Origin of the sequence: Agrobacterium sp. CMT1 (assembly GCF_037203725.1) — a bacterium.
In the GTDB taxonomy this organism is placed as follows: domain Bacteria; phylum Pseudomonadota; class Alphaproteobacteria; order Rhizobiales; family Rhizobiaceae; genus Agrobacterium; species Agrobacterium pusense.
On the sequence record NZ_JBBCAR010000018.1, the window covers coordinates 351,661 to 376,530 of the forward strand.

Sequence of the window (24,870 nt, forward strand, 5' to 3'; positions counted from 1 at the left end):
AGATATTGTGTAATTTCAGTGGATATTAACTATGAAATTAATATCTGTAGTGGTCCGCCTTGAACGGGCCCTGCTTCGAGACGCCGATATAATCTGCCTGAACGTCGGAAAGTTCAGTCAGGCGCACACCAAGCTTCTCGAGATGGAGGCGTGCGACCTTCTCGTCGAGGTGCTTCGGCAGCACGTAAACGTCGTTCTTGTATTCGCCCTGCTTGGTGAAGAGTTCGATCTGGCCCAAAACCTGGTTGGTGAAGGAGGCCGACATGACGAAAGAGGGGTGACCGGTGGCGTTGCCTAGGTTCAGAAGACGGCCTTCGGACAGCAGGATGATGCGGTTGCCCTTCGGGAACTCGATCATGTCGACCTGCGGCTTGATGTTCGTCCACTTCAGGTTACGCAGCGATGCGACCTGAATCTCGTTGTCGAAGTGGCCGATATTGCCGACGATCGCCATGTCCTTCATCTCGCGCATGTGCTCGATGCGGATGACGTCCTTGTTGCCTGTCGTGGTGATGAAGATATCGGCGGAGGAAACAACGTCCTCCAGGCGAACGACTTCGAAACCGTCCATGGCGGCCTGCAGTGCGCAGATCGGGTCGATTTCGGTCACCTTCACGCGGGCGCCGGCGCCTTGCAGCGAAGCGGCCGAACCCTTACCAACATCGCCGTATCCGCAGACCACGGCAACCTTGCCGGCCATCATCACGTCGGTTGCACGGCGAATGCCGTCAACCAGCGATTCTTTGCAACCGTATTTGTTATCGAACTTGGACTTGGTGACGCTGTCATTGACGTTGATCGCCGGGAAAGGCAGCAGGCCCTTCTTGCTGAGGTCGTAGAGGCGGTGCACGCCGGTCGTCGTTTCTTCGGTGACACCCTTCAGCGCGTCGCGCTGCTTGGTGAACCAGCCGGGCGAAGCCTTGAGGCGCTTGTTGATCTGCGCGAAGAGAATTTCTTCTTCTTCGGAGCCGGGATTGGAGAGCACGTCTTCGCCCGCTTCCGCGCGTGCGCCCAGCAGGATGTACATGGTGGCATCGCCGCCATCGTCGAGGATCATGTTGGAGAGACCGCCGTCGGTCCACTGGAAGATCTTGTCGGTATATTCCCAATATTCCGTCAGGCTCTCACCCTTGACGGCAAAGACCGGAATGCCGGCTGCCGCAATGGCCGCTGCAGCATGGTCCTGGGTTGAGAAGATGTTGCAGGAGGCCCAGCGAATGTCTGCACCGAGTTCCTTCAGCGTCTCGATGAGAACGCCAGTCTGGATCGTCATGTGAAGCGAACCGGAAATGCGGGCGCCCTTCAGCGGCTTGCTTTCACCGAACTCCTTGCGGCAGGACATCAGGCCCGGCATTTCGGTTTCGGCGATGTCGAGTTCCTTGCGGCCGAATGCGGCAAGGTTGATATCGGCGACGATGTAGTCCTTCTCAAGGCTCATGAGATTCTCCAGATCAGAAACGCCGCACATTGCGGCCCGGCTTTTTACGTAGCAGCGGTTTAGCAGGCCACGAACGATCTGGCAATAATGATATAAAGAAGTCTTTATGTCTTTATATGGTGCTGGCTCAGGCTTCTTCGCCGAACCGGTCGGCGACCAGGGCCTCAAGTGCGGCGAGCGCCTCTTCGGCCTGATTGCCGCTCGCCTCGACATAGACACTGCATCCGGGGCTGGCCGCCAGCATCATGAGACCCATGATCGAGGTGCCGCCGACGGTCATGCCGTCTTTCGAAACCGTGATGGTCGCGTCGAAGCCTTCAACCATCTGAACGAATTTCGCTGATGCCCGGGCATGGAGACCGCGTTTGTTGATGATCGGTAGTTCCCGGGAGAGTGGCGACATGGGCTGACTTCTTATTTGCCGCTTAAAACGCGGCTGGCGACGTTGATATATTTGCGGCCGGCATCGGATGCGTCCTGAAGGGCCTTGTCCATATTGTCTTCGCTGCGAACGCCGGCAAGTTTGATCAGCATCGGCAGGTTAACCCCGGCGATGACTTCGACATTGCCGTTATTCATGACCGAAATCGCAAGATTGGAAGGCGTGCCGCCAAACATGTCCGTCAGAATGATGACGCCATTGCCGTCATTGGCGCGCGCGACAGCGTCGATGATATCCTGCCGGCGCTGATCCATGTCGTCTTCGGGACCGATACAGACCGTCTCGATCAATTTCTGGGGACCGACGACATGCTCCAACGCATGACGAAACTCCTCAGCCAGCTTGCCATGGGTGACAAGCACTAGTCCGATCATGAAATGCTCCCTTGCACACGCACTCTCATTGCCGACTATCGCAACGCGGCAATCCTGTCCATCGGTGGGATTTCATCTTGATGAGGAAAATGCGAATCGCAAGCCTAAAATCGCCCGAATCATCGTCACTTCACATTCGTTTTGAAAAGATTCTGAGCAAGTGCAGCAAATTTTCCATAGGGCGTGAGACTTGAAAGCGGAATACGCAGAAGCGGAAGATGCCCGCCGCACGGCAGCGATAACATCTCGTCATCTTCGGGAAGTCTTGGATTTTCGGGTGAAACAACTGTCGTGACGGCGAAATGTAGTGGCGCGCGCGCAATGCTTTTAAGTGAAACAATGCCGCTGCCGCGTAATTCCAACAGGCCGGCGATGGCTTTCGGCCGTTCGGCGATGATGGTCTCGCCATCGCGATACACGAAAATCTGATCGTCCGCGATCAATGCGGCCGGCAATCCGCACCGTTCCGCCTCCGTCAGGAAGCTGAAGGCGAGTTCGCTTTTGCCGCTGCCCGACGGCCCCGTGAAAAGGATGCCGGTGTTTTGAACAACGATCGCGGTTGCGTGCAGGTTGAAGCGTTCAGCGTTCATGGGTTTCAGCCGCCGGCAGCGACAGAGTGAAGCGCGCGCCTGATATCACGCCATATTTGTCGACGACGTTCTCTGCCCGCAGGCTGCCGCCATGGGCTTCCGCGATCTGGCGGCTGATGGAAAGGCCAAGGCCGGAGTTCTGTCCGAAACCTTCGCTCGCCGGCCGGTCGGTGTAGAAACGCTCAAAAATCCGGTCGATATCTTCGGCCTGAATGCCGGGCCCGTTGTCCTCCACCTGCACGATGCAACGATCCTTGTGACGGGAGAGGCGTACCGTGATGCGGCCGCTTTCTTCGGCAACGAAGGAGCGCGCATTCTCGATGAGGTTGGTGACGATCTGGCCGATACGCAGATCGTGGCCATTCACCACGAAGGAGGTCTTTGCGCCCGCTTTCCGGTCGACAACATAGTCGATCGTCACGCTTTTCTTCTTGGTGCTTATCTGGCGGGATATATCCACCAGACCCTTCATCAGCACATCAAGATCGAGCGGCGCGGCGTCGGCGCGCGCCAGTTCGGCGTCAAGCCGTGAGGCGTCCGAAATATCGCTGATCAGGCGGTCGAGACGGCGCACATCGTGGAAGATGATCTCCGTCAGGCGCTGTTTGGACTCTTCGGTCTTGGCGCGCGGCAGAGTTTCCACGGCGCTGCGCAGCGAGGTCAGCGGGTTCTTGAGCTCGTGGCTGACATCTGCGGCGAAACTTTCGATCGCATCGATACGGTCGTAAAGCGCCGTCGTCATTTCACGCAGCGCAATAGAGAGGTTGCCGATCTCATCCTGGCGCGCCGAGAAATCCGGTATTTCCTCACGGGTTCTCGCCCCGCGGCGCACGCGGATCGCGGCCGCCGACAGCCGCCGCAGCGGCGTGGCGATGGTGGAGGAGAGGAGCAGCGACAGCACGATGTTGACCAGCGTCGCGATGCCGAAGACGCGCATGATGGCGAGGCGCTCGGCATGCACGATCTTGTCGATATCGCCCGCTTGTGTCGAAAGCAGCAGAACGCCGAGCACGGCCCGGAAACGCTGTACCGGTACGGCCACGGAAACAATCAGCTCGCCCTTTTCGGTGACACGAACGACCGCGCCGCGCACGCCGGTCAGCGCGTTCATCACTTCCGGATAGATAGAGCCATCGCCGCCAGGCGCTTCCTTGTATTGCGGCAGGCTGCTCGGCTGCAGCATGCGGTTGAACATGCTGGTGAACCAGTCGCCCCAGGTCTGCGTCTCGGGCGTTACTGGCGGCAGGTCGAAGCGCAGCACCTGCCCGCGCGAATAAAGATGGCGGGAATCGAGCAGCAGATTGGCATCGGCATCGAACAGCCGCGCGCGGGTGCGCGTCGGCGAAATCAGCCGCCGCAGCACTGGTGCCACCCGTTCGGGATTGATCGGGAAACTCAAATCCTCATCGTTTGGTGCGGGCGTGATGCTCTGGCCCGCCTGCAACTCGAGCAGCTTTTCCGGATTGATGGTGATCGAGTTGGTATCGACAGAGGCGGAAGCGGAAACCGCGCCGGCTATGATTTCGCCCTGCGTCAGCAGGCTTTCCACGCGCGCATCGATCAGCCCCTCACGGAACTGGTTGAGATAGAGAATGCCGCCGACCAGAACCACCGTCGCGGCGACGTTGAAGAACAGGATGCGGCGCGTGAGGCTGGAAAACACCGCATTGCCGAAAATGCGCCGGATGATCGTCAGCGGATGGATACGATGGCGGCGTTCGCTGCCGCGTTCTTCGGCATCGTCACTGTCCGAGACGGTTTCCGGCGTTTTTTTCAACACGTATTCAAGTCCTTACCACCCCATACCGGGCGGTCCCTTCTGCGTGAGTCGGCTCGTTCAAGCCGCTTCGCGGAAGCGATATCCTACGCCATAAAGCGTTTCAATCATATCGAAGTCGCCATCGACCAGTTTGAACTTCTTGCGAAGACGCTTGATGTGGCTGTCGATGGTGCGGTCGTCCACATAGACCTGCTCGTCATAAGCGGCATCCATCAGCGCGTCGCGGCTTTTCACGACACCTGGACGTTGTGCCAGCGAATGCAGGATGAGGAATTCGGTCACCGTCAGTGTTACCGGTTCGCCCTTCCAGGTGCAGGTGTGGCGTTCCTGATCCATGGCGAGCTGCCCGCGCTCCAGTGTGCGCGCCTGTTGGTCTGCCGTCGGCTTCAGAACGTTGCCGGTTGCGGCGGATGCTTCGCGGCTGCTGGCGCGGCGCAGGATGGCTTTGACGCGTTCCACCAGAAGGCGTTGCGAGAACGGCTTGGTGATGAAGTCGTCCGCGCCCATCTTCAGGCCGAACAATTCGTCGATCTCTTCATCCTTCGAGGTGAGGAAGATGACCGGCAGATCCGACTTCTGGCGAAGGCGCCGCAAAAGCTCCATGCCATCCATGCGGGGCATCTTAATATCGAAAATGGCGAGCTGCGGCGGACGGGCGATCAACCCGTCAAGCGCGGAAGCGCCGTCCGTATACGTTTCGACCCGGTAGCCTTCGGCTTCGAGCGCGATCGATACCGAAGTGAGAATATTCCGGTCATCGTCGACAAGCGCGATCGTCTGCATGTAGTTGGTCTCCATCGTCATTTTCTCGTAACTCCCGACATTCACCCAGCCAGGTTGTGCGCCGCGAGCCACTCTCTTGAGTATAAAGGTGGAACAAATTGTGGCAAAGGAAAACTCACCCCAAAATCGCAAGGGTAGGACGAGGAGATTTCGTAGAGACGCCGCAGCTGAATTTTAATGCGTCTTCAACCGATTTAAAAAGAAATAAAATCTTTTAAATCGATTAATATATTGAAATTACTAAGTTTTTAAAACTTCGGCTCTTGCGTTTCCAAGAGGTGCCACGTATTTTCCGTGAAAATTTCAACGGCCTTATCGTCATTAACAAGGAACGCGTCATGACCGAGATTGGGGTTCATAATCCTGCCAACGGAGTTGCAGAACTCGGATTGGGCAAGGCTTCCCGCGTCTTTTATAACCTCAATGAGAGCGAACTATACGAAGAGGCAATCCGCAACGGCGAGGCCGAGCTGACCATCGATGGTGCGCTGCGCGCCGTCACCGGCCAGCACACGGGCCGTTCTCCGAAGGACAAATTCGTCGTGCGCGACGCGTCCACCGAGAACACCATCTGGTGGGACAACAACAAGCCGCTGTCGCCGGAAAACTTCGAGTTGTTGCGCCAGGACATGTTGGCCCATGCCGCCGGAAAGACGCTCTATGTTCAGGACCTGATCGGCGGCGCCGATGAGGAAAACGCTCTGCCGACACGCGTCGTCACCGAGCTTGCCTGGCATTCGCTGTTCATCCGCAATCTGCTGATCCGTCCGAAGCAGGAAAAACTGGCGGGCTTCAAGCAGAAGCTCACCATCATCAATCTGCCGAGCTTCAAGGCAGATCCGGCCCGTCATGGTGTCCGTTCGGAAACAGTCATCGCCTGCGACCTTACTAACGGCCTCGTTCTCATCGGCGGCACGTCCTATGCCGGTGAAAACAAGAAATCGGTCTTCACGGTGCTGAACTACCTGCTGCCGGCCAAGGGTGTCATGCCCATGCATTGCTCGGCCAATGTCGGTCCGCAAGGTGATTCCGCCGTTTTCTTCGGCCTCTCCGGCACCGGCAAGACCACGCTGTCGGCTGATCCGTCGCGCACGCTGATCGGCGATGACGAACATGGCTGGGGCGAACACGGCATCTTCAATTTCGAAGGCGGCTGCTACGCCAAGGCGATCAAGCTTTCGGCCGAGGCCGAGCCGGAAATCTACGCCGCAACCCGCCGTTTCGGCACGGTTCTCGAGAACGTCGTGCTGGATGAAAACCGCGTTCCTGATTTCAACGACAATTCGCTGACGGAAAACACCCGCAGTGCGTATCCGCTGCACTTCATTCCGAATGCATCGGAGACGGGCATTGCCGGTCATCCGAAGACGATCATCATGCTGACGGCTGACGCCTTCGGCGTGCTGCCGCCAATTGCCCGGCTGACACCGGAGCAGGCCATGTACCACTTCCTCTCCGGTTACACCGCCAAGGTCGCCGGTACGGAAAAGGGCGTGACCGAGCCGGAAGCGACATTCTCTACCTGCTTTGGCGCCCCCTTCATGCCGCGCCATCCAGCCGAATATGGCAACCTGCTGCGTGAGCTGATCGGCAAGCACGGTGTGGATTGCTGGCTGGTCAATACCGGCTGGACCGGCGGCGCTTACGGCATCGGCAAACGTATGCCCATCAAGGCCACCCGCGCGCTTCTGACCGCCGCTCTCACTGGGGATCTGAAGAACGCACAGTTCCGCACCGACGCGAATTTCGGCTTCGCCGTCCCTCAGTCGCTTGAAGGTGTTGACAGCGCGATCCTCGATCCGCGTTCCACCTGGGCCGATGGCGCAGCTTATGACGCGCAAGCCAAGAAGCTGGTGTCGATGTTCGTCACGAACTTCACCAAGTTCGAAGACCACGTCGACAGCAAGGTTCGTGACGCAGCGCCGGGCCTTTTGCTCGCGGCAGAATGAATAAGCCTCGTTTATGAGGAGGAGGGGAACCCGGCCCAAGTGCCGGGTTTCTTTTTGCCGGGTTCTTTCGTTTTGTCCTTGTTTTCATTTTTCACGATCTGTGGCATCACCGGCGCGGAGAGAAAACATGGCCAGCGACCCGCTTTACATCAATAACCGCATCACCATTGCCGGCTGGGAGCTGACGGAGCAATTCGTGCTGGCCGGCGGGCCGGGCGGCCAGAACGTCAACAAGGTTTCGACAGCGGTTCAGCTATTTTTCGACATTGCGAATTCACCCTCCCTTCCGGAAAGGGTGAAGGTCAATGCGTTGCGGCTCGGTGGCAGGCGCGTATCAAAAGAAGGCGTGCTGATGATCGAAGCGAGCCGGTTTCGCAGCCAGGAGCGCAATCGTGAGGATGCGCGCGAGCGCCTGAAGGAACTGATCCTCGAAGCCGCCGCCCCCCCGCCGCCGGTGCGCAAGGCTACCAAACCCACCAAGGGCTCCGTCGAGCGCCGCCTCAAGGCGAAGTCCGGTCGCTCCGATATCAAGAAGATGCGCGGCAAACCTTCGGGCGAATAAGCGACGATCAGACGACGAATCTCTCGCCCTTGTCATAGAGCTTCAAATATCGTCTGGTAAGCCTCCCTACAACCAAGGAGGGTGCTATGGGTCTGTTCAATTTCATCAAGGAAGCGGGAAAGAAGCTTGGTATCGGCGGCGACGACGCGCCGGATGTCGAAGCGGTCAAGAAGGAACTCGCTTCCCACGATCTCGGCACCGATAAGGTTCAGGTCGAGGTGGTGGATGACAAGGTTGTCCTGAAGGGCGAAGTGGCTGATCAATCGATTTTCGAAAAGGCGGTCATCGCGGTCGGCAACACGCTCGGCATTTCCAAGGTCGAGGCCGGCGAGTTAAAAGTGGCCGAAGCGCCGGCGAAAGAACCGGTCTTCTATACGGTCAAAAAAGGTGACAATCTCTGGAAGATTGCGGAAGCGCAATATGGCAAGGCCAATGGCGCGAAGAACAACATCATCTTCGAAGCCAACAAGCCGATGCTGACGCACCCCGACAAGATTTATCCCGGCCAGGTTCTGCGCATTCCAGACCTTGCCTGATAACGCCTTGTAATCGCTGCGACGGAGATGCCGCCTTCGCGGCATCTTTCACAATTTGCGAAGCGCGACCGTGTCGATCAGGTGGTTTTTGCCCTTGCGCAAAATAAGGTCGGCGCGCGGGCGGGTCGGCACGATGTTCTGCCGCAGGTTCTTCAGGTTGATGTTCTGCCAGAGGCCTTCAGCAATGCTGAGCGCCGCTTCTTCGCTGATCGAGGCATAACGGTTGAAGAATGAATTGGGATCGCGGAAGGCGGTTTTTCTCAGATTCATGAACCGGTTCACATACCAGTTGTGAATAAGGCCTTCATCAGCGTCGATATAGATCGAGAAATCGAAGAAGTCGGAAACGATCGGCACGATCCTCCCGCCTGCCGGCAGGTCGCGCGATTGCAGCACGTTGATGCCTTCGAAGATGAGAATATCCGGCTGGTCGATGACAGTGAACTCGTTCGGCAGAACGTCATAGGTCAGGTGCGAATAACGCGGCGCCTTGACATTGGGCTGGCCCGCCTTGATGGCCGACAGGAAACGCAGGAGCGCGCCGATATCGTAGCTCTCCGGGAAGCCTTTGCGCTCCATCAGATTCTCGCGCCGCAATACCTCGTTCGGATAGAGAAATCCGTCAGTGGTGATGAGGTCGACCTTGGGACTGGAAGGCCAGCGCGCCAGAAGCTCTTTCAGAATACGTGCCGTCGTGGATTTGCCAACGGCAACGGAGCCGGCGATGCCGATGACGAAGGGCGTCTTGTTGACGTCAGCCATGTTGAGGAAGCGGTTGCGCTGCTCAAACAGCAGCTGCGATGCTTCCACATGGGAAGACAGCAGGCGCGACAGAGACAGGTAGATGCGCCGCACCTCATCCAGATCGATCGGATCATCCAGCGAACGCAGCCGTTTGACCTCGTCGGCAGAAAGCGTCAATGGCGTGTCGGCACGAAACTTCGACCATTCTTCCGAACTGAAGAAGTGGTAGGGCGAATATTCATCCGGTCGGAAATGATCGAGTGTGCTCGGCATGCCTCTCTCCCCGCTGCCTGCCTCGATCTTCATGATGTCGGCCTCGCTGCCTTTTCCGCAAGACCGGTTTGCCCGGTCCTGCGCTCCAGCTCGGCGAAAACCTCATTCAGCGGGATGTCGGCGATCTTCAAAACCACCAGCAGATGGTAAAGCAGGTCCGCCGCTTCGTTCTTCAGCCCGTCGCGGTCTTTTGCGATGGCCGCAATGACGGCTTCCACGGCTTCTTCGCCGAGTTTCTTCGCCGCACGCTCCTGGCCGGCCGCAACCAGCTTGGCCGTCCAGGATTCGTCAGGAGAGGCAGCGGCGCGGGTTGCGACGATGCGCTCCAGATCGGAAAGGGAAAATGCGCTCATGGGGGAATCCTGCAATCAGTCGAGACGCATGGCGATGCCATGCTCGGCCATGTAGTTCTTGGCTTCACCAATCGAATAAGTGCCGAAGTGGAAGATCGAAGCGGCAAGCACCGCAGTCGCATGGCCATCACGAACGCCTGCCACCAGATCATCCAGCGTGCCGACGCCCCCCGAGGCGATGACGGGGACTCGAACCTGATCGGCAATGCTGCGCGTCAGGCCGATATCGTAACCGCTCTTTGTGCCGTCGCGGTCCATCGAGGTGACAAGCAATTCGCCGGCGCCGCGTTCGACCATCTTGATGGCGAATTCCACGGCGTCAATCCCGGTCGGCTGGCGTCCGCCATGGGTGAATATTTCCCAGCGGCCTTCTTCCCCATCCTTCGAAACCCGCTTGGCGTCTATGGAAACGACGATGCACTGGTTGCCGAACTTGTCGGCCGCCTGCGCCACGAAATCCGGATCCTTGACGGCTGCGGAATTGATCGAGACCTTGTCGGCCCCGCACAGAAGCAGCTTGCGGATGTCGGCGACGGCGCGAACTCCGCCACCGACGGTCAGTGGCATGAAGCAATGATCGGCCGTGCGCGAAACCACATCGAATATCGTGTCGCGATTATCCGAAGAGGCGGTGATGTCGAGGAAGCAGAGTTCGTCCGCTCCCGCCGCATCGTAGGCTTTCGCTGCCTCGACCGGGTCGCCGGCGTCGATCAGGTCGACGAAGTTCACGCCCTTGACGACACGGCCGTCTTTCACGTCCAGGCAGGGAATAACGCGGGCTTTTAGGGTCATACGCGTACCTCCCTTGCGGCCTTGATGAGGGCGAGCGCCTCGGCCGGATCGATACGGCCGTCATAAAGCGCGCGGCCGGAAATCGCGCCTTCGAGCTTTACCGCATCCGGCTGCAACATGCGCTTGATGTCGTCGATGGAGGCGAGACCACCGGACGCGATGACCGGGATGGAGACGGCGTCGGCCAGTTCCAGCGTTGAGGCCCAATTTATACCGGCCAGAATGCCGTCACGATCGATATCGGTATAGATGATCGCGGCAACACCAGCGCCTTCGAAACGTTTGGCAAGCTCGATCACGCCGAGTTCGGAGGCTTCCGCCCAGCCCTCCACCGCAACCTTGCCGCCCTTGGCATCAATGCCGACGGCGACCTGTCCGGGAAAACGCTTGCAGGCTTCAATGACCAGAACCGGATCGCGCACCGCCACGGTGCCGAGAATGACGCGAGCAAGCCCACGGCTCAGCCAGGCCTCGATATGATCGAGCGTGCGGATGCCGCCGCCCAGCTGCACCGGGTTTTTCGTCGCCTTCAGAATGGCATCAACCGCCGCGCCATTGACCGTCTGGCCGGCGAACGCACCGTTGAGATCAACGACATGCAGCCATTCAAAGCCTTGATCCTCGAAAGCCTTCGCCTGTGCGCCGGGGTCTGTATTATAGACGGTGGCCTGGTCCATATCGCCGAGTTTCAGGCGAACGCACTGGCCGTCTTTAAGGTCGATTGCGGGAAAAAGAATCATGTCAGGGCTTCCAGCGCAGGAAATTGGAAATCAGGGCAAGGCCGAGCGTCTGGCTTTTTTCCGGGTGGAATTGCGCGCCGGCCATATTGTCGCGACCGACGAAAGCCGTCATCGCGCCACCGTAATTTGTGGTGGCGATGACATCCGTAGAATGCTTTGCCGCCAGATGATAGGAATGCACGAAATAGGCGTGCAAGCCATCCGCGCCAGTCTTGATGCCGTCGAACAGCGGATGCGCGTGACGAATCTCCAGCGTGTTCCAGCCGATCTGCGGAATCTTCAGGTCCTTATCGGCAGGCGTCATTTCCACGACGTCACCCTCGATCCAGCCGAGCCCGGTGCTAACAGTCTTTTCCAGCCCGCGCGAGGACATGAGCTGCATGCCGACGCAGATACCGAGGAATGGATGCGCCTTTTTCTCGACGGCTTCAAGGAGCGCCTCATGCATTCCGGGAACGGCATCCAGACCGGCGCGGCAGTCGGCATAAGCGCCGACACCAGGCAGCACGATGCGGTCTGCCGAGGCGACGTGATCCGGCTTGTCGGTCAAATCGATGGTTGCGTTGATGCCGGCTTCACGCGCGGCACGCTCGAAAGCTTTGGTGGCCGAACGCAGATTGCCCGAACCGTAGTCGATGATCGCGACACGCATGTCAGCGCCTTCCATTCAAGTCGAAAAGAAACGATCCGGCGGGATCGTTGACGAAGTTTTTGCCGCCGCTCTTTTGCGGCGAAGGGGTCCAGACCGGGTGTGACAGCTGTTCTTCAGCGTCAGCGTTTTCGGAGAGACCGGAGAAATATATGTCTTCGGCGCTCGAAAGATCAGGGGCGGAAACGACTGACTTCAGCGTCCAACCTTTGCGGATCAGGTGCCGGACGAGAAAATTGCGTCCCTCCAGCGCTGTTATGAGCCCAATCGTGAAACCAACAAGAATTCCAGCAGGTTCGAATCCGGCTAACATCGAGACTTGTCCGGCCGCAACGAGTGCGATGACAACGATAGCCGTCGCCAGCCACAGCCGGTTGATCGCAAGCCATAACCATGGCGCAAAGAGAGCCAGCCAGACGAAACGATCGGCAATGAATCGGGTCGTCTTGTGGTCCCTGTCCGGCCCGTTGGGGGCTTCCAGAACGAGATAGCTTGTCATGGGCTTCCTGACAGCTTTGGCGTCAGGCCAGCATGCCCTTTGTCGAGGGAACGCGGCCTGCCTGCCGGGGGTCGATCTCGGTTGCCGTGCGAAGAACGCGGGCAACGGCCTTGAAGCATGTTTCGGCGATATGATGGTTGTTGGCGCCGTAATGGTTCAGGATATGCAGCGTGATGCCGGCATTCTGGGCGAGCGCCTGAAAGAATTCGCGCACCAGTTCCGTGTCGAAGGTGCCGATCTTTGGCGCGGAAAAATTGACGTTCCAGACGAGGAACGGCCGGCCGGAAATATCGATGGCGGCCTTGGTCATCGTCTCGTCCATGGCAAGGTCGAGCGAGGCGTAGCGGGTAATACCGCGCCGGTCGCCAAGCGCCTTCGCGATCGCCTGGCCAATGGCGATACCGGTATCTTCCACGGTGTGATGATCATCGATGTGCAGGTCGCCCTGAACCTCGATCTCCATGTCGATCAGCGAATGGCGGCTCAGCTGGTCCAGCATATGGTCGAAAAATCCCACGCCGGTGGAAATTTTCGATTTGCCGGTGCCGTCGATATCCACACGCACCGAAACCGAGGTTTCGTTGGTCTTGCGGATAATCTCGCCTTTACGTTCTGCCATTTTGGCCGCTCCGTGAAAATGTCGCCGTTCCTTATCAGCACGGGACACAAATATCCAGTTGTTCCATCGTCTTGGCTGACCTGCGGAAAACCCGGTGTGATCCCGATGATTGCAATCGCAAAAACCAGACTTACATAGAACCCGAAAAGGGCCGCAACCCGGTCCGTTAACTCCAGGCCCGGCAGGGCAGACAGGTGTTTGATGACAACAATCATTACAGTCAGAAAGGGCGGCAAGGTCGTCATGGCTGGCGACGGGCAGGTGAGCCTCGGCCAGACCGTCATGAAGGGCAACGCCCGCAAGGTTCGCCGCATCGGCAAGGGTGAAGTGATTGCCGGTTTCGCAGGCGCGACGGCCGATGCTTTTACTTTGCTTGACCGCCTCGAGAAGAAACTCGAGCAATATCCCGGCCAGCTCATGCGCGCCGCCGTGGAACTCGCAAAAGACTGGCGCACGGATAAATATCTGCGCAATCTCGAAGCGATGATGCTGGTCGCCGATAAATCCACCACGCTTGCCATTACCGGCAATGGCGATGTGCTGGAGCCCGAACACGGCGCAATCGCCATCGGTTCCGGCGGCAATTATGCTTTCGCCGCCGCCCGCGCCATGATGGATACCGACAAGTCGGCCGAAGACGTGGCCCGGCAGGCGCTCGATATCGCCGCCGATATCTGCGTTTATACCAACCACAATCTCGTCGTGGAAACGCTCGACGCCGAGTAAGCGTATTTCTCACCAATGGGTCCTGTGGGCCGGGCCGAATGGCCGGCCGGAGCAGGAAAGCCGAGAGGACAGAATGACCACTTTTTCTCCCCGGGAAATCGTCTCGGAACTGGACCGCCACATCATCGGTCAGCACGATGCAAAACGGGCGGTCGCGATTGCGCTGCGCAATCGCTGGCGTCGCCAGCAGCTCGATGAGAGCCTGCGCGACGAAGTCATGCCAAAAAATATTCTCATGATCGGGCCGACCGGTGTCGGCAAGACGGAAATCTCGCGCCGCCTCGCCAAGTTGGCCGGCGCGCCTTTCATCAAGGTTGAAGCCACCAAGTTCACCGAAGTCGGTTATGTGGGCCGCGATGTCGAGCAGATCATTCGTGACCTTGTAGAGATTGGTATCGGCCTCGTGCGCGAAAAGAAGCGCGCCGAAGTGCAGGCCAAGGCGCATCAGAGCGCGGAAGAGCGCGTGCTCGACGCGTTGGTCGGCTCAACCGCGTCACCAGGCACGCGCGAGAGCTTCCGCAAGAAGCTGCGCGATGGTGAATTGGACGACAAGGAAATTGACATCGAGGTGGCCGATAGCGGATCGGGCATGCCCGGTTTCGAAATCCCGGGCATGCCGGGCGCCAATATTGGCGTGCTCAACTTGTCGGAAATGTTCGGCAAAGCCATGGGCGGACGCACCAAGAAGGTGCGCACGACGGTGTCGAAATCCTATGCCGACCTTATCCGCGACGAATCCGACAAGCTGCTGGACAATGACATGATCCAGCGCGAAGCGGTCAAGTCGGTGGAAAATGACGGCATCGTCTTCCTTGACGAGATCGACAAGATTGCCGCCCGCGATGGCGGCATGGGCGCCGGCGTCTCGCGCGAAGGCGTGCAGCGCGACCTGCTGCCGCTCGTCGAAGGCACGACGGTTTCGACCAAATATGGGCCGGTCAAGACCGACCATATCCTGTTCATCGCATCGGGCGCCTTCCATGTGGCGAAGCCGTCGGACCTTTTGCCGGAGCTTCAGGGCCGCCTGCCGATCCGCGTTGAGCTGAAGCCACTGACGAGGGAAGATTTCCGCCGTATCCTGACGGAGACGGAAGCAAGCCTCATCCGCCAGTACAAGGCGCTGATGGCGACGGAAGAACTGGATCTCGACTTCACCGACGATGCCATCGATGCTCTGGCTGATGTGGCCGTTCATCTCAACTCGTCGGTCGAAAATATCGGTGCCCGCCGTCTGCAGACGGTAATGGAGCGTGTTTTGGACGAAATTTCCTTCAACGCGCCGGATCGTGGCGGTTCCGCCGTCAAGATTGACCAGGAATATGTCCGTAAACACGTCGGCGACCTCGCCGCCGATACGGACCTCTCGCGCTATATTCTCTGAAGACTTCAGGGATCGAGGAAAGAAGAGTGCGGCCATATTTGCCGCACTCTTTTATTTTATCTGCCTCATCTCGCATTCAGCCCGCATTTTGTTTATGGGAAGGGCTGCATTCCGGTTGGAACCGTTTTAGTGGAATGATCAGGTTTTCCAGCACCTTTCGCTGGCAGAAGCCGCAGGCTTGAGAAAAGGCATTCGCTCGTGCGCAAAACTCTTCTGGCATTTGCCGCTGCTTTGACGTTTACCGTCACCGCGTCTTCTTATGTGCAGGCCGCAACGGTCGTGCCGCCGGGCAATCGCAATGCCGAGCAACCGGGTGTTCCCGGTGCTTCCGCAAAAAGAACCAAGGCGTCCAACACGTCTTTTGAGCGCAAATACCAGAAGGTCATCGATCTTTTGTCTTCCGACAAGGCGCTGATCGCCAAGATCAAGTCGACGGCCGGGCGTTACGGGATTGATCCGATCCATATGATCGGCGCGATCGTTGGCGAACACACTTATAATGTCGATGCCTATGACCGGCTGCAGTCTTATTACGTCAAGGCAGCTTCTTACGCGGGTAGCAGCTTCCGTTTCGGCTATAAGGATGAAACGATTGCGCAGTTTCTGACGCATTCGCAATTTTCCAAATGCCAGTCGAAGAGGGATTCTTACAGTCTCTGGAACTGCCGGGAAGATGTATGGGATGACAGTTTCCGCGGCAAGACCGTCGATGGCGTGACCTATCCGAACAACCGTTTCAGTGCTGTGTTCTTCCAGCCCTTTTATGCCGGCCAGACCTTCGGCCTCGGCCAGATAAATCCGCTGACGGCGCTGATGCTGTCCGACATGGTGGCGAGAACGTCGGGTTATGAGAAGTTGGATGAGAACGACGCCACCGCGGTCTACACCGCCATCATGGACCCCGACCGCTCGCTGGCTTTCATGGCGGCCTCTATCCGCAAATCGATCGATGATTACCGGTCGATTGCCGATATGGACATTTCGAAGAATCCGGGCGTGACCTCCACGCTTTATAATGTCGGTGGGTCGCAACAGCGCGCTGCCATTCTGGCCCAAAAGAACCGCCAGCGCGCCGCAGGCGGGGAACAGCCACTGTTGCCGGAGGAAAATTATTACGGCTGGCTGGTGAATGACCGCATCAAGGATCTCCAGGCGCTTTTGTAGAAAACGGCGACTATCGGCTGCATTGTTTCCAAAAAGGAAATAATATTTGGCTGGCTGCCACAATTGACGAGCGCCCGCCTCCGCGTCCAATCTGTGTTTCCAGAATAGAGGAGGCGCATGTGAGCCGCACGAATAAATTCGGCCTTTCCATCGATGACAGGCTTTATGCCTTTTTGACTGAAGATGTCCTGCCGGGCACGGGTCTAAACAGCGAGGCGTTCTTCGAAGGCTTTTCGGCCATTGTTCACGAGCTTTCTCCGAAGAACCGTGAACTGCTCGCCAAGCGCGATGCGCTGCAGGAAAAAATCGACGGCTGGTACCGAGAGAACGGTGCCCCCTCGGATTTCGATGTATACGAGGCATTCCTGAGGGAAATCGGATACCTTTTGCCGGAAGGTCCTGATTTCAAGGTGGAAACCAACAACGTCGATCCGGAAATTGCTGCCGTCGCCGGTCCGCAGCTCGTTGTTCCCGTCATGAATGCCCGTTATGCGCTGAACGCCGCCAATGCCCGTTGGGGTTCGCTTTACGATGCACTTTACGGCACGGATGCCATTTCCGATGCCGATGGTGCCGAGAAGGGCAGGGCCTATAACCCGAAGCGCGGTGAAAAGGTCATCGCCTGGGCGCGCAACTTCCTCGATGAAACCGCTCCGCTTTTGAGCGGCAGCTGGTCTGATGTCACCGGTTTCGAGATCGTCGATGGGCTTCTGCAGCTTGTTGCCAGCAATGGCGGAACCGGTCTCAAGGACGAAACGCAATTCAAGGGTTTCACCGGGGAAGCGGCAAAGCCCGCGACAATCCTGCTCGGCAAGAACGGTCTGCATACCGAAATCGTGATCGATCCCTCGACCGAAATCGGCAAGGGCGACAGGGCGGGCATCTCTGATGTCATTCTTGAATCTGCCCTGACGACCATCATGGATTGCGAAGATTCGGTTGCCGCCGTCGATGCCGAGGACAAGGTTCTGGTTTACGGTAACTGGCTCGGCCTGATGCGTGGAGACCTGGCGGAAGAGGTCTCCAAGGGCGGCCACACTTTCACGCGCCGCCTCAACCCGGATCGCTATTATACAGCGCCCAATGGCTCCGCGCTGACGCTGCCGGGCCGGTCGCTGATGCTGGTGCGCAATGTCGGTCATCTCATGACCAATCCGGCAATCCTTGACCGGGATGGGCGTGAAGTACCCGAGGGCATCATGGATGCTGTCGTCACGGCGCTCATTGCACTTTATGACGTCGGCCCTTCCGGGCGACGCCAGAACTCTCGGGCCGGCTCCATGTATGTGGTGAAGCCGAAGATGCATGGGCCGGAAGAAGTGGCCTTCGCCAACGAGATTTTCACGCGGGTCGAAGAGCTTGTCGGCATGCAGCCAAACACCATGAAGATGGGCATCATGGATGAGGAGCGCCGCACCACTGTTAACCTCAAGGAAAGCATTCGCGCAGCGAAGGATCGTGTGGTCTTCATCAATACAGGCTTCCTCGACCGTACCGGCGACGAAATCCATACCTCCATGGAAGCGGGTCCGATGATCCGCAAGGGCGACATGAAGCAGGCCGCCTGGATCGCCGCTTATGAAAACTGGAACGTCGATATCGGGCTAGAATGCGGTCTTTCCGGCCATGCGCAGATCGGCAAAGGCATGTGGGCCATGCCCGACCTGATGGCGGCGATGCTGGAGCAGAAGATTGCGCATCCAAAGGCCGGTGCCAACACGGCATGGGTGCCGTCGCCGACGGCGGCGACGCTGCATGCCACGCATTATCACAAGGTTGATGTCGCCGCTGTTCAGGAAGAGCTGAAAAGCCGCGGCCGTGCGAAGCTTTCCGACATTCTGTCAGTGCCGGTTGCGCCGCGTCCCAACTGGACGCCGGAAGAAATCCAGCGTGAACTCGACAACAATGCGCAGGGCATTCTCGGCTACGTGGTGCGCTGGGTCGATCAGGGTGTCGGCTGCTCCAAGGTACCAGACATCAACAATATCGGTCTGATGGAGGATCGCGCGACGCTTCGCATTTCAGCGCAGCACATGGCGAACTGGCTGCGCCACGGCGTCGTGACAGAGGCGCAGATCGTCGAGACCATGAAGCGCATGGCCGCTGTGGTCGACGCGCAGAATGCAGGCGATCCGGCCTATCTGCCGATGGCGTCCGACTTTGAAGGATCGGTAGCCTTTCAGGCTGCTATCGAACTGGTGTTGAAGGGCCGGGAGCAACCGAACGGCTACACTGAACCGGTCCTGCACCGCCGCCGCCTCGAGCTGAAGGCAAAGCAGGCGGCGTAATCTCCGCCCTTTTCATCAATAAAAAAGCCGCCGGGACGTTTCCCGGCGGCTTTTTCTTGATCTGCTGTTGCGGCCCTTACTGGATCACGACGACCTTGGTGCTGCGGCCTGGGCGGACGCGGCTGTAAAGGTCGATCACATCCTGGTTGATCATGCGGATGCAGCCGGAAGAAGCAGCAGTGCCGATCGAGGCCCATTCGGGCGAACCGTGGATACGGAACAGCGTATCCTGTCCCTTTTCGTTAAAGAGATACATGGCGCGCGCGCCGAGCGGGTTGGAAAGGCCGGGGCCCATGCCGGCCTCGACATATTTCGCCACTTCCGGCTTGCGGTCTGCCATTTCCTTTGGCGGATGCCACATCGGCCATTCCTGCTTCCAGGCCACATAGGCTTCACCGGCCCAGGCGAAACCAGCCTTGCCGACGCCGATGCCGTAACGCACGGCGCGGTTGCCGGAGAGGATATAATAAAGGAAACGATCGCGCGTATTGACGATGATCGTGCCGGGACGCTCGTTGGTCTGGAACTCGACGATCTGGCGACGGTACTTCTCATTCACACGGTTGATCGGAATGGCCGGCAGCGCATAGCCCGCATCGGTCACCGGACCATAAACATCATTGAAGATCTGCACCGTCTCGACTTTCGCCGGAACGGGATCAGCAACCGGTACGGAGGCTGCGATCTTGCCTGATGTTGGAGTGGCGGATTGGGAGGTAGTTTCGGCGCAGCCGGCCAGTGCCAGTGCTGCCGTCAGACCGAGTATGGTCAATGGGGTACGGATGCGCATGTCGTTCTCGCGGAAAATTCGCCAAATTGTGCGAAGGAGTAGGCTTAATAGGATAAATCGGTTATTTTCCATTCAGCCGCTCTTGGCAAGCCGTTGTGCAGCCGCGAAACGGCACCGCATTTAAAATTGCCGGTTGATTGCCTTTTTTGCAACAATAGGCCAAACGCTTCAGCAGCCTTTATCCATGACTATTCTTTCCGTTACCAACAATAATCCGTTAATCGACGGCCGCCAGTCGGACAAGGCGATGCTGGTGCGCCGCGGCGTGCAGGTGCTGTTGCACGAAATGCGCCACTCGGTCTTGCCGGAACTGCCGCTTGCAAGCGGGCGAAGGGCAGATCTCATCAGCCTGTCGGTCAAGGGTGAAATCTGGATCATCGAGATCAAATCCTCGATCGAGGATTTCCGCGTCGATCGCAAATGGCCGGAATACCGCCTGCATTGCGATCGATTGTTTTTTGCCACCCATCCGGAAGTTCCAACCGATATATTCCCGGAGGAATGCGGGTTGATACTGTCGGATGGGTATGGCGCTCACATGCTTCGCGACGCGCCGGAACATAAATTGCCGCCGGCGACCCGCAAATCTGTCATGCTGGATTTTTCCAGAACCGCTGCGACCCGGCTTATGCTGGCGGAATGGACCACCGGGCGCAGCTTTGGCGAATAGGCGCTTATTTGGGCGCGCGCTTCGCGAGAATACGCTGCAGCGTCCTTCGGTGCATGTTCAGTCGCCGCGCCGTTTCCGAGACGTTGCGCTCGCACATCTCATAAACGCGCTGAATGTGCTCCCACCGAACCCGGTCGGCTGACATCGGGTTTTCGGGCACTTCCGTCTTTTCACCCTTGCGCTGCGTCAGGGCGTTGAACACGTCGTCTGCATCGGCAGGCTTGGCCAGATAGTCCAGCGCCCCCAGCTTTACGGCGGTAACAGCGGTGGCGATATTGCCGTAGCCGGTCAGAACGACGATCTGCGTGTCGTCGCGGTTCTGCCTGATGGCTTCGATCACCTCCAGCCCGTTGCCATCCGCAAGCCGCAGATCGACAACCGCATATTTCGGCGGCGCAGCCTTGGAACGCGCGATGCCTTCGCTCACGGTCTCGGCAGTGTCGACAATAAAGCCACGTGTCTCCATGGCCCGGGCAAGCCGCCGCAGGAAAGGGCCATCGTCATCAACGATCAGCAGAGATTTGTCAGGTCCGATAGGATCGATATCGTCCGCCGGCGCGCTTGTGGATGAGGTCTGGTCTTCTGTCTTCATGTCTCCGGCCTTCCGGCAACGTCATCGGCTTTTCTTGTTCTTATTGCCGCTTCAGCGTCAATGGTAAAGTCAACGGCTTCTTTTATCCTCCATGAGCGCCCGAGGCCAGACGATTGTGACCCGCGCGCCGGTTCCGGTTGTGCCGCGATTTTCGAACGCGACGGTGGCGCCGGAGCGCTCCAGCAAGGTCTTGGCGATAAAGAGCCCGAGCCCGAGCCCACCTGCACGTGTGTCATTGTGACGTTCGGTCACATAGGGCTCGCCGATACGGGCAAGCACGTCATGGGCATAACCTGGCCCATCGTCTTCAATGATGACTGCGACGTTCTGATGATCGTAATCCACCGTTACGGTGACTTTTTCGCGCGCATAATCCACGCCATTTTCAATGACGTTGCCAAGGCCGTAGATGATGCCGGCATTGCGGATTCCGACCGGCTCGTCGGCGCGATTGTTCTTTTCAACCAGTTCCAGACGAATGCCGAATTCGCGATGCGGCGCCATTACCTCCTCGATCAGCGATGAAAGCGGCAGGCGGCGCATGTGCTCCTCATTGTCGGCGGACAGGGAGGTGAGACGACGCAGAATGTCGCGGCATCTTTCGCTCTGGCTGCGCAGCAGCGCTATGTCCTCGCCATATTTCTCATCATCCCCAAGTTCCCGCTCCATCTCCTTGGCGACGACGCTGATCGTCGCAAGGGGCGTACCCAGCTCGTGCGCTGCGGCGGCCGCCAGGCCGTCGAGCTGTGAAAGATGTTTTTCCCGTTCCAGCACCAGTTCGGTCGCAGCCAGCGCATCCGCGAGCTGATTTGCTTCGTGGGAAACGCGATAGGCATAAAAAGCTGCGAAAGACGTGGTGGCAATGATCGCCACCCAGGTGCCGACATGCAGCAGAAGCTGGATCGGCAAGACCTCACCGGGATACCAGGGAACCGGAAAGGGCGAAAAGGCGATCGCCGTCGAGCAGATGACGGCAAAGCCGAGGAGAATGAGGGAATGCCGCAACGGTTGGGAGGCAAAGGCAATGATGACCTGCACGCAGATCAGCGGCGCGAAAGGATTGGAAAGTCCGCCTGTGATATAGATCAGCGCCGCCAATTGCAAAAGGTCAAAGGCCAGCAGCAATGTCGCTTCCCACGGCTCCAGCCGGTAGGTGGAGGGAAAACGGGCGGTGAGAAAAAGGTTGGCGAGCGCCAGCGCCGCGATCAAAAGGCCGCAGGCCAAAAGTGGCAGCGGAAAATTCAGCCCGAAGGCGACAAGCAGGATCGTCGCCGTCTGTCCCGCAACCGCCAGCCAGCGAAGCCACACAATGGTCTGCAACCTTATCCTGCGGCTGGCGCGGCCAAGCCTGGTGGTTTCGATCGGATGGCCAGCCACCTTCGTCTCCTTTACCCTTGTCATCATCACGTTCCGCGCGGTTTCGCACGGCTGGTCGGCAGGGCATCGGCGGGATCCTCCGGCCACGGATGACGCGGATAGCGACCACGCATATCTGCCCGCACGTCCTTCCACGATCCCGCCCAGAAGCCGGGAAGATCACGCGTCGTCTGTATCGGCCTGTGCGCCGGCGACGTCAATTCCAGGAGCAGCGGCAACCGCCCCTGCGCAATGGCCGGGTGCGCCTTCAGCCCGAAAAGCTCCTGCACGCGAATGGAAAGCGTCGGCTCGCTGGCGTCATAGCGGATGGGATGCCGCTGGCCCGTCGGCGCTTCGAAATGGGTCGGCGCCAGCCTGCCGAGATCTCGGGCGACCTCATGTGGCACCAGGGACAGAATCCCTTCGGAAAGACTGCCGGGCCGGATGTCCTGAAGGCTCCGGACGCCATGCTGAAAAGGGATGAACCATTCGTCCAGCCGCGAAAGCAACGCCTCGTCGCTGACATCCGGCCAGGGCTCTCCGATGCTGGCATTCAGAAATCCGATCCGATCGCGCAATTGCGCGGTCTCTTTCGAAAAAGGAAGTATGCCGATGCCGAAATGCCGAACGCCGTTGGCGAGCGCTTGCGCTGCCTGCTCACCGTCGGGACGGGGCAGGGGCGTTTCGTCCAGAATGATGGCGCCCAGACGCACTACCCGGCGCGCCCGCGCCTGTCCGCTCGCCCTGTCGAACAGCAGCTGATCCTGCTGAACGATAAGATGCGGCATACGCTCTTCTATATCGGCCCTGTCGATGCCGGCCGCCGCAAGGATGCGCGGCTGCGCGGCCCGTCCCGTAATGTCAGCGACAACAAGCATTCGGCTCGCCGCCAGCCGCTCCGTTTCAGCCAGTTCAGCCCCGCGGCCATTCGCCATGACATACCGGCCGCGCGCGCCGCGCTGAAGCGCGATCCTGTCCGGATATGCGTGCAGCAGAAGCGGTCCCGCCTCGCTCGGCAGGTCGTTTGCCGCCGGCATATCACCGACTGTGTCGAGAAGGCGGAAAGCCAGCTTGCGCGCGGCCTGCGCCCTTTCACCTCTATCGGCAAGAAAGCGCCGCAGTCTGTCATCGAGATCGATATCATTTCCGCCCAGGCCCTGTTCCGTCAGCATGACCGCAAGCATCGCCGCCTTTTTTCCCGAGCCTTCGCCTGCGGCTGCAATCACCATCGCTGCGAGCCTCGGCGGCAGGGAGAGGCCTCGCATCAGGCGGCCCTGCGGCGTCAGTGCGCCGCTTTCATCAAGGGCGCCAAGATTTTTCAGGAGTGCGACCGATTCTTTGAGGGCAGCCTCAGGTGGCGCGTCCAGAAAGGCGAGAGACGAGGGGTCATGAACACCCCAATGGGCAAGATCGAGCGCAAGGCTGGCAAGATCGCTCGCCAAAATTTGCGGCGGCGTAAATGCACTGAGTGCTGCCGTCTGCCCCTGATGCCAGAGGCGAATGGCAACACCGGGCTCGGTTCGGCCGGCGCGGCCGGCGCGCTGATCGGCCGAGGCGCGTGATGCTCGCACGGTCTCAAGCCTGGTGATGCCGGTCGCCGGTTCGAAAACCGGCAACCGCTGCAGACCGCTATCGACCACGACTCTCACACCATCGATGGTTATCGAGGTCTCCGCTATCGATGTTGCAAGGACAATCTTCCGTCGCCCGGAGGCTGCCGGCTTGATCGCGGCGTCCTGCTCCTTCTGAGAAAGATTGCCGTAAAGCGGGATGATATCCGTATCGTCGGGGAAATGTCCTTCCAGCCTTGCAGCCGTCCGGGTAATTTCCGACTGTCCGGGCAAGAAGGCCAGAATGGACCCTGTTTCCGATGCATGGGCTTCCCTAATCGCCCTTGCCACCTTTTCATCGACCGGCATGCCCTGCCAGCGTTCCTCGTAACGAATGTCGATCGGAAAGGTCCTTCCAAGACTTTGAATGACCGGAGCGCCACCCATAAGCGCGCTGATGCGTTCAACGTCGAGAGTTGCGGACATGACGAGGATCCGCAGGTCCTCACGCAAACCGGTCTGGACATCGAGGGCCAGCGCCAGCCCGAAATCTCCGTCGAGCGAGCGCTCATGAAATTCGTCGAATATCACCGTCGAGACATCGGAAAGCTCGGGATCATCCAGAACCATCCGGGCAAATACGCCTTCCGTTACCACCTCGATCCGGGTTTTTGATGAAATACGATTGTCGAGCCGCATGCGGTATCCGACGGTGTCACCGACATCTTCATGCAGGAGATCGGCCATGCGTCCAGCCGCTGCGCGGGCCGCAAGCCGGCGTGGCTCGAGAAGAATGATCTTTCCGTCGCCCCGCCACCTCTGCTGTAGGAGATAAAGCGGCACCAGCGTCGTTTTGCCCGCCCCGGGAGGGGCCGAGAGAACCGCACGTCTCGCCCCCGACAAGGCACCTGCGATTTCCGCGAGAACGGCGCTGACGGGAAGTTCAGGTAAGTCGGTCTTTATTGGCGCTGGTGTTCTGGTCATGCAAAGGAGCCTGGTATTAGGGTAGCATATGAGCGTCTTCTTGTTGTTTTAAAGCACGACACGATGGTTTGACAGCCGGCCACGCGGCTTTCGAAGATATGCCACCGGCAAAATGGCGGTCGCCGCGGGAAGGCTCGGACGTTTTAAAAGGCGCAGATGGCAGGTGCGCAGCAAAACGCTCGCGGGATTTGGCGCATTATGTGGGTTTTCGCATAAATGGCTAATTATCCTCATATATTTCAACAA

26 protein-coding genes are annotated in these 24,870 nt (G+C 58.7%); 8 read left to right on the forward strand and 18 right to left on the reverse strand.

From position 1 onward, the window contains the following. Window positions 1-37 precede the first annotated feature (37 nt). The 6 genes from ahcY to chvI all read right to left on the reverse strand — a co-directional run bounded on the left by ahcY (window position 38) and on the right by chvI (window position 5,407). Window positions 38-1,438 carry an adenosylhomocysteinase gene (gene ahcY, locus WA845_RS22815; RefSeq protein ID WP_004444302.1) on the reverse strand — a complete coding sequence of 467 codons (1,401 nt, stop codon included), beginning with the start codon at window positions 1,436-1,438 and terminating at the stop codon, window positions 38-40. Window positions 1,439-1,565: 127 nt separating this feature from the next. Then, complete coding sequence (locus WA845_RS22820; protein ID WP_004444304.1) at window positions 1,566-1,841, reverse strand: HPr family phosphocarrier protein; 276 nt, start codon at window positions 1,839-1,841, stop codon at window positions 1,566-1,568. An 11-nt stretch (window positions 1,842-1,852) separates the two neighbouring features. Further along, entirely contained in the window at window positions 1,853-2,254 is a 402-nt protein-coding gene (locus WA845_RS22825) for a PTS sugar transporter subunit IIA (RefSeq protein ID WP_003505374.1), read from the reverse strand. A gap of 125 nt (window positions 2,255-2,379) precedes the next feature. Next, window positions 2,380-2,844, reverse strand: coding sequence for an HPr kinase/phosphorylase (locus WA845_RS22830; protein WP_112553015.1), 465 nt, complete (start codon window positions 2,842-2,844; stop codon window positions 2,380-2,382). Further along, window positions 2,834-4,624 (reverse strand): two-component system sensor histidine kinase ChvG, encoded by a 1,791-nt coding sequence (gene chvG / locus WA845_RS22835; RefSeq protein ID WP_004444315.1) that lies wholly within the window; start codon window positions 4,622-4,624, stop codon window positions 2,834-2,836. Before chvG ends, WA845_RS22830 begins: the two co-directional genes overlap by 11 nt. 57 nt (window positions 4,625-4,681) lie before the next feature. Next, window positions 4,682-5,407 carry a two-component system response regulator ChvI gene (chvI, locus tag WA845_RS22840; protein ID WP_006700117.1) on the reverse strand — a complete coding sequence of 242 codons (726 nt, stop codon included), beginning with the start codon at window positions 5,405-5,407 and terminating at the stop codon, window positions 4,682-4,684. 338 nt (window positions 5,408-5,745) lie between these two features. Here chvI and WA845_RS22845 point away from each other — a divergent pair, with 338 nt between their 5' ends. From WA845_RS22845 to lysM, 3 genes are all read left to right on the forward strand, one after another. Further along, the gene (locus WA845_RS22845) at window positions 5,746-7,356 is read left to right on the forward strand and encodes a phosphoenolpyruvate carboxykinase (RefSeq protein ID WP_035208087.1); all 1,611 of its coding nucleotides are present in this window, start codon (window positions 5,746-5,748) and stop codon (window positions 7,354-7,356) included. A 127-nt stretch (window positions 7,357-7,483) separates the two neighbouring features. Continuing rightward, window positions 7,484-7,918: an alternative ribosome rescue aminoacyl-tRNA hydrolase ArfB gene (gene arfB / locus WA845_RS22850; protein ID WP_004444320.1), complete on the forward strand. Its 435-nt coding sequence runs from the start codon at window positions 7,484-7,486 to the stop codon at window positions 7,916-7,918. An 86-nt stretch (window positions 7,919-8,004) separates the two neighbouring features. Further along, entirely contained in the window at window positions 8,005-8,454 is a 450-nt protein-coding gene (gene lysM / locus WA845_RS22855) for a peptidoglycan-binding protein LysM (RefSeq protein ID WP_006700119.1), read from the forward strand. A 48-nt stretch (window positions 8,455-8,502) separates the two neighbouring features. On the opposite strand, the gene coaA is transcribed toward lysM, so the two are convergent. The 7 genes from coaA to hisB are packed head-to-tail and all read right to left on the reverse strand — an operon-like array spanning window position 8,503 to window position 13,123. Continuing rightward, a complete protein-coding gene (gene coaA / locus WA845_RS22860; RefSeq protein WP_004444323.1) occupies window positions 8,503-9,504 on the reverse strand; it encodes a type I pantothenate kinase in 1,002 nt (333 codons plus the stop codon). After that, window positions 9,501-9,824 carry a phosphoribosyl-ATP diphosphatase gene (locus tag WA845_RS22865; protein ID WP_004444325.1) on the reverse strand — a complete coding sequence of 108 codons (324 nt, stop codon included), beginning with the start codon at window positions 9,822-9,824 and terminating at the stop codon, window positions 9,501-9,503. Before WA845_RS22865 ends, coaA begins: the two co-directional genes overlap by 4 nt. A 15-nt stretch (window positions 9,825-9,839) precedes the next feature. After that, complete coding sequence (hisF, locus tag WA845_RS22870) at window positions 9,840-10,616, reverse strand: imidazole glycerol phosphate synthase subunit HisF (RefSeq protein WP_004444327.1); 777 nt, start codon at window positions 10,614-10,616, stop codon at window positions 9,840-9,842. Then, window positions 10,613-11,356, reverse strand: coding sequence for a 1-(5-phosphoribosyl)-5-[(5-phosphoribosylamino)methylideneamino]imidazole-4-carboxamide isomerase (gene hisA, locus WA845_RS22875; RefSeq protein WP_112553013.1), 744 nt, complete (start codon window positions 11,354-11,356; stop codon window positions 10,613-10,615). The genes hisF and hisA overlap by 4 nt, the downstream gene beginning before the upstream one ends. Before the next feature lies 1 nt (window position 11,357). Next, a complete protein-coding gene (hisH, locus tag WA845_RS22880) occupies window positions 11,358-12,008 on the reverse strand; it encodes an imidazole glycerol phosphate synthase subunit HisH (protein WP_112553011.1) in 651 nt (216 codons plus the stop codon). Between the two features lies 1 nt (window position 12,009). Beyond that, the gene (locus tag WA845_RS22885) at window positions 12,010-12,504 is read right to left on the reverse strand and encodes a DUF2628 domain-containing protein (protein WP_037090013.1); all 495 of its coding nucleotides are present in this window, start codon (window positions 12,502-12,504) and stop codon (window positions 12,010-12,012) included. A gap of 22 nt (window positions 12,505-12,526) precedes the next feature. Then, window positions 12,527-13,123, reverse strand: a complete 597-nt coding sequence (hisB, locus tag WA845_RS22890) for an imidazoleglycerol-phosphate dehydratase HisB (RefSeq protein WP_112553009.1) — start codon at window positions 13,121-13,123, stop codon at window positions 12,527-12,529. A 201-nt stretch (window positions 13,124-13,324) separates the two neighbouring features. Here hisB and hslV point away from each other — a divergent pair, with 201 nt between their 5' ends. The 4 genes from hslV (at window position 13,325) to WA845_RS22910 (ending at window position 18,682) form a co-directional block, all read left to right on the forward strand. After that, the gene (hslV, locus tag WA845_RS22895; RefSeq protein WP_004444336.1) at window positions 13,325-13,849 is read left to right on the forward strand and encodes an ATP-dependent protease subunit HslV; all 525 of its coding nucleotides are present in this window, start codon (window positions 13,325-13,327) and stop codon (window positions 13,847-13,849) included. A 73-nt stretch (window positions 13,850-13,922) separates the two neighbouring features. Next, on the forward strand, window positions 13,923-15,230 hold the full coding sequence (gene hslU / locus WA845_RS22900; RefSeq protein WP_112553007.1) for an ATP-dependent protease ATPase subunit HslU: 1,308 nt from the start codon (window positions 13,923-13,925) through the stop codon (window positions 15,228-15,230). A 198-nt stretch (window positions 15,231-15,428) separates the two neighbouring features. Continuing rightward, complete coding sequence (locus WA845_RS22905; RefSeq protein WP_112553005.1) at window positions 15,429-16,394, forward strand: DUF1402 family protein; 966 nt, start codon at window positions 15,429-15,431, stop codon at window positions 16,392-16,394. A gap of 119 nt (window positions 16,395-16,513) precedes the next feature. After that, the gene (locus WA845_RS22910) at window positions 16,514-18,682 is read left to right on the forward strand and encodes a malate synthase G (RefSeq protein ID WP_162719090.1); all 2,169 of its coding nucleotides are present in this window, start codon (window positions 16,514-16,516) and stop codon (window positions 18,680-18,682) included. A 76-nt stretch (window positions 18,683-18,758) separates the two neighbouring features. Here WA845_RS22910 and WA845_RS22915 read toward each other — a convergent pair whose 3' ends face one another. Beyond that, window positions 18,759-19,472 (reverse strand): L,D-transpeptidase, encoded by a 714-nt coding sequence (locus WA845_RS22915; protein WP_006700126.1) that lies wholly within the window; start codon window positions 19,470-19,472, stop codon window positions 18,759-18,761. Between the two features lie 184 nt (window positions 19,473-19,656). Between WA845_RS22915 and WA845_RS22920 the strand changes: the two genes are divergently transcribed. After that, on the forward strand, window positions 19,657-20,142 hold the full coding sequence (locus tag WA845_RS22920) for an MmcB family DNA repair protein (RefSeq protein WP_004444350.1): 486 nt from the start codon (window positions 19,657-19,659) through the stop codon (window positions 20,140-20,142). Window positions 20,143-20,146: 4 nt separating this feature from the next. On the opposite strand, the gene WA845_RS22925 is transcribed toward WA845_RS22920, so the two are convergent. The 4 genes from WA845_RS22925 to WA845_RS22940 all read right to left on the reverse strand — a co-directional run. Continuing rightward, window positions 20,147-20,734, reverse strand: coding sequence for an ActR/PrrA/RegA family redox response regulator transcription factor (locus tag WA845_RS22925; protein WP_004444351.1), 588 nt, complete (start codon window positions 20,732-20,734; stop codon window positions 20,147-20,149). A gap of 69 nt (window positions 20,735-20,803) precedes the next feature. After that, entirely contained in the window at window positions 20,804-22,111 is a 1,308-nt protein-coding gene (actS, locus tag WA845_RS22930; protein ID WP_337322586.1) for a two-component system sensor histidine kinase ActS, read from the reverse strand. A gap of 26 nt (window positions 22,112-22,137) precedes the next feature. Then, window positions 22,138-24,624: an ATP-dependent helicase HrpB gene (gene hrpB / locus WA845_RS22935; protein ID WP_112553001.1), complete on the reverse strand. Its 2,487-nt coding sequence runs from the start codon at window positions 24,622-24,624 to the stop codon at window positions 22,138-22,140. Between the two features lie 48 nt (window positions 24,625-24,672). Beyond that, the coding region (locus WA845_RS22940) for a hypothetical protein (RefSeq protein ID WP_337322581.1) at window positions 24,673-24,870 on the reverse strand (198 nt) is incomplete at its 5' end.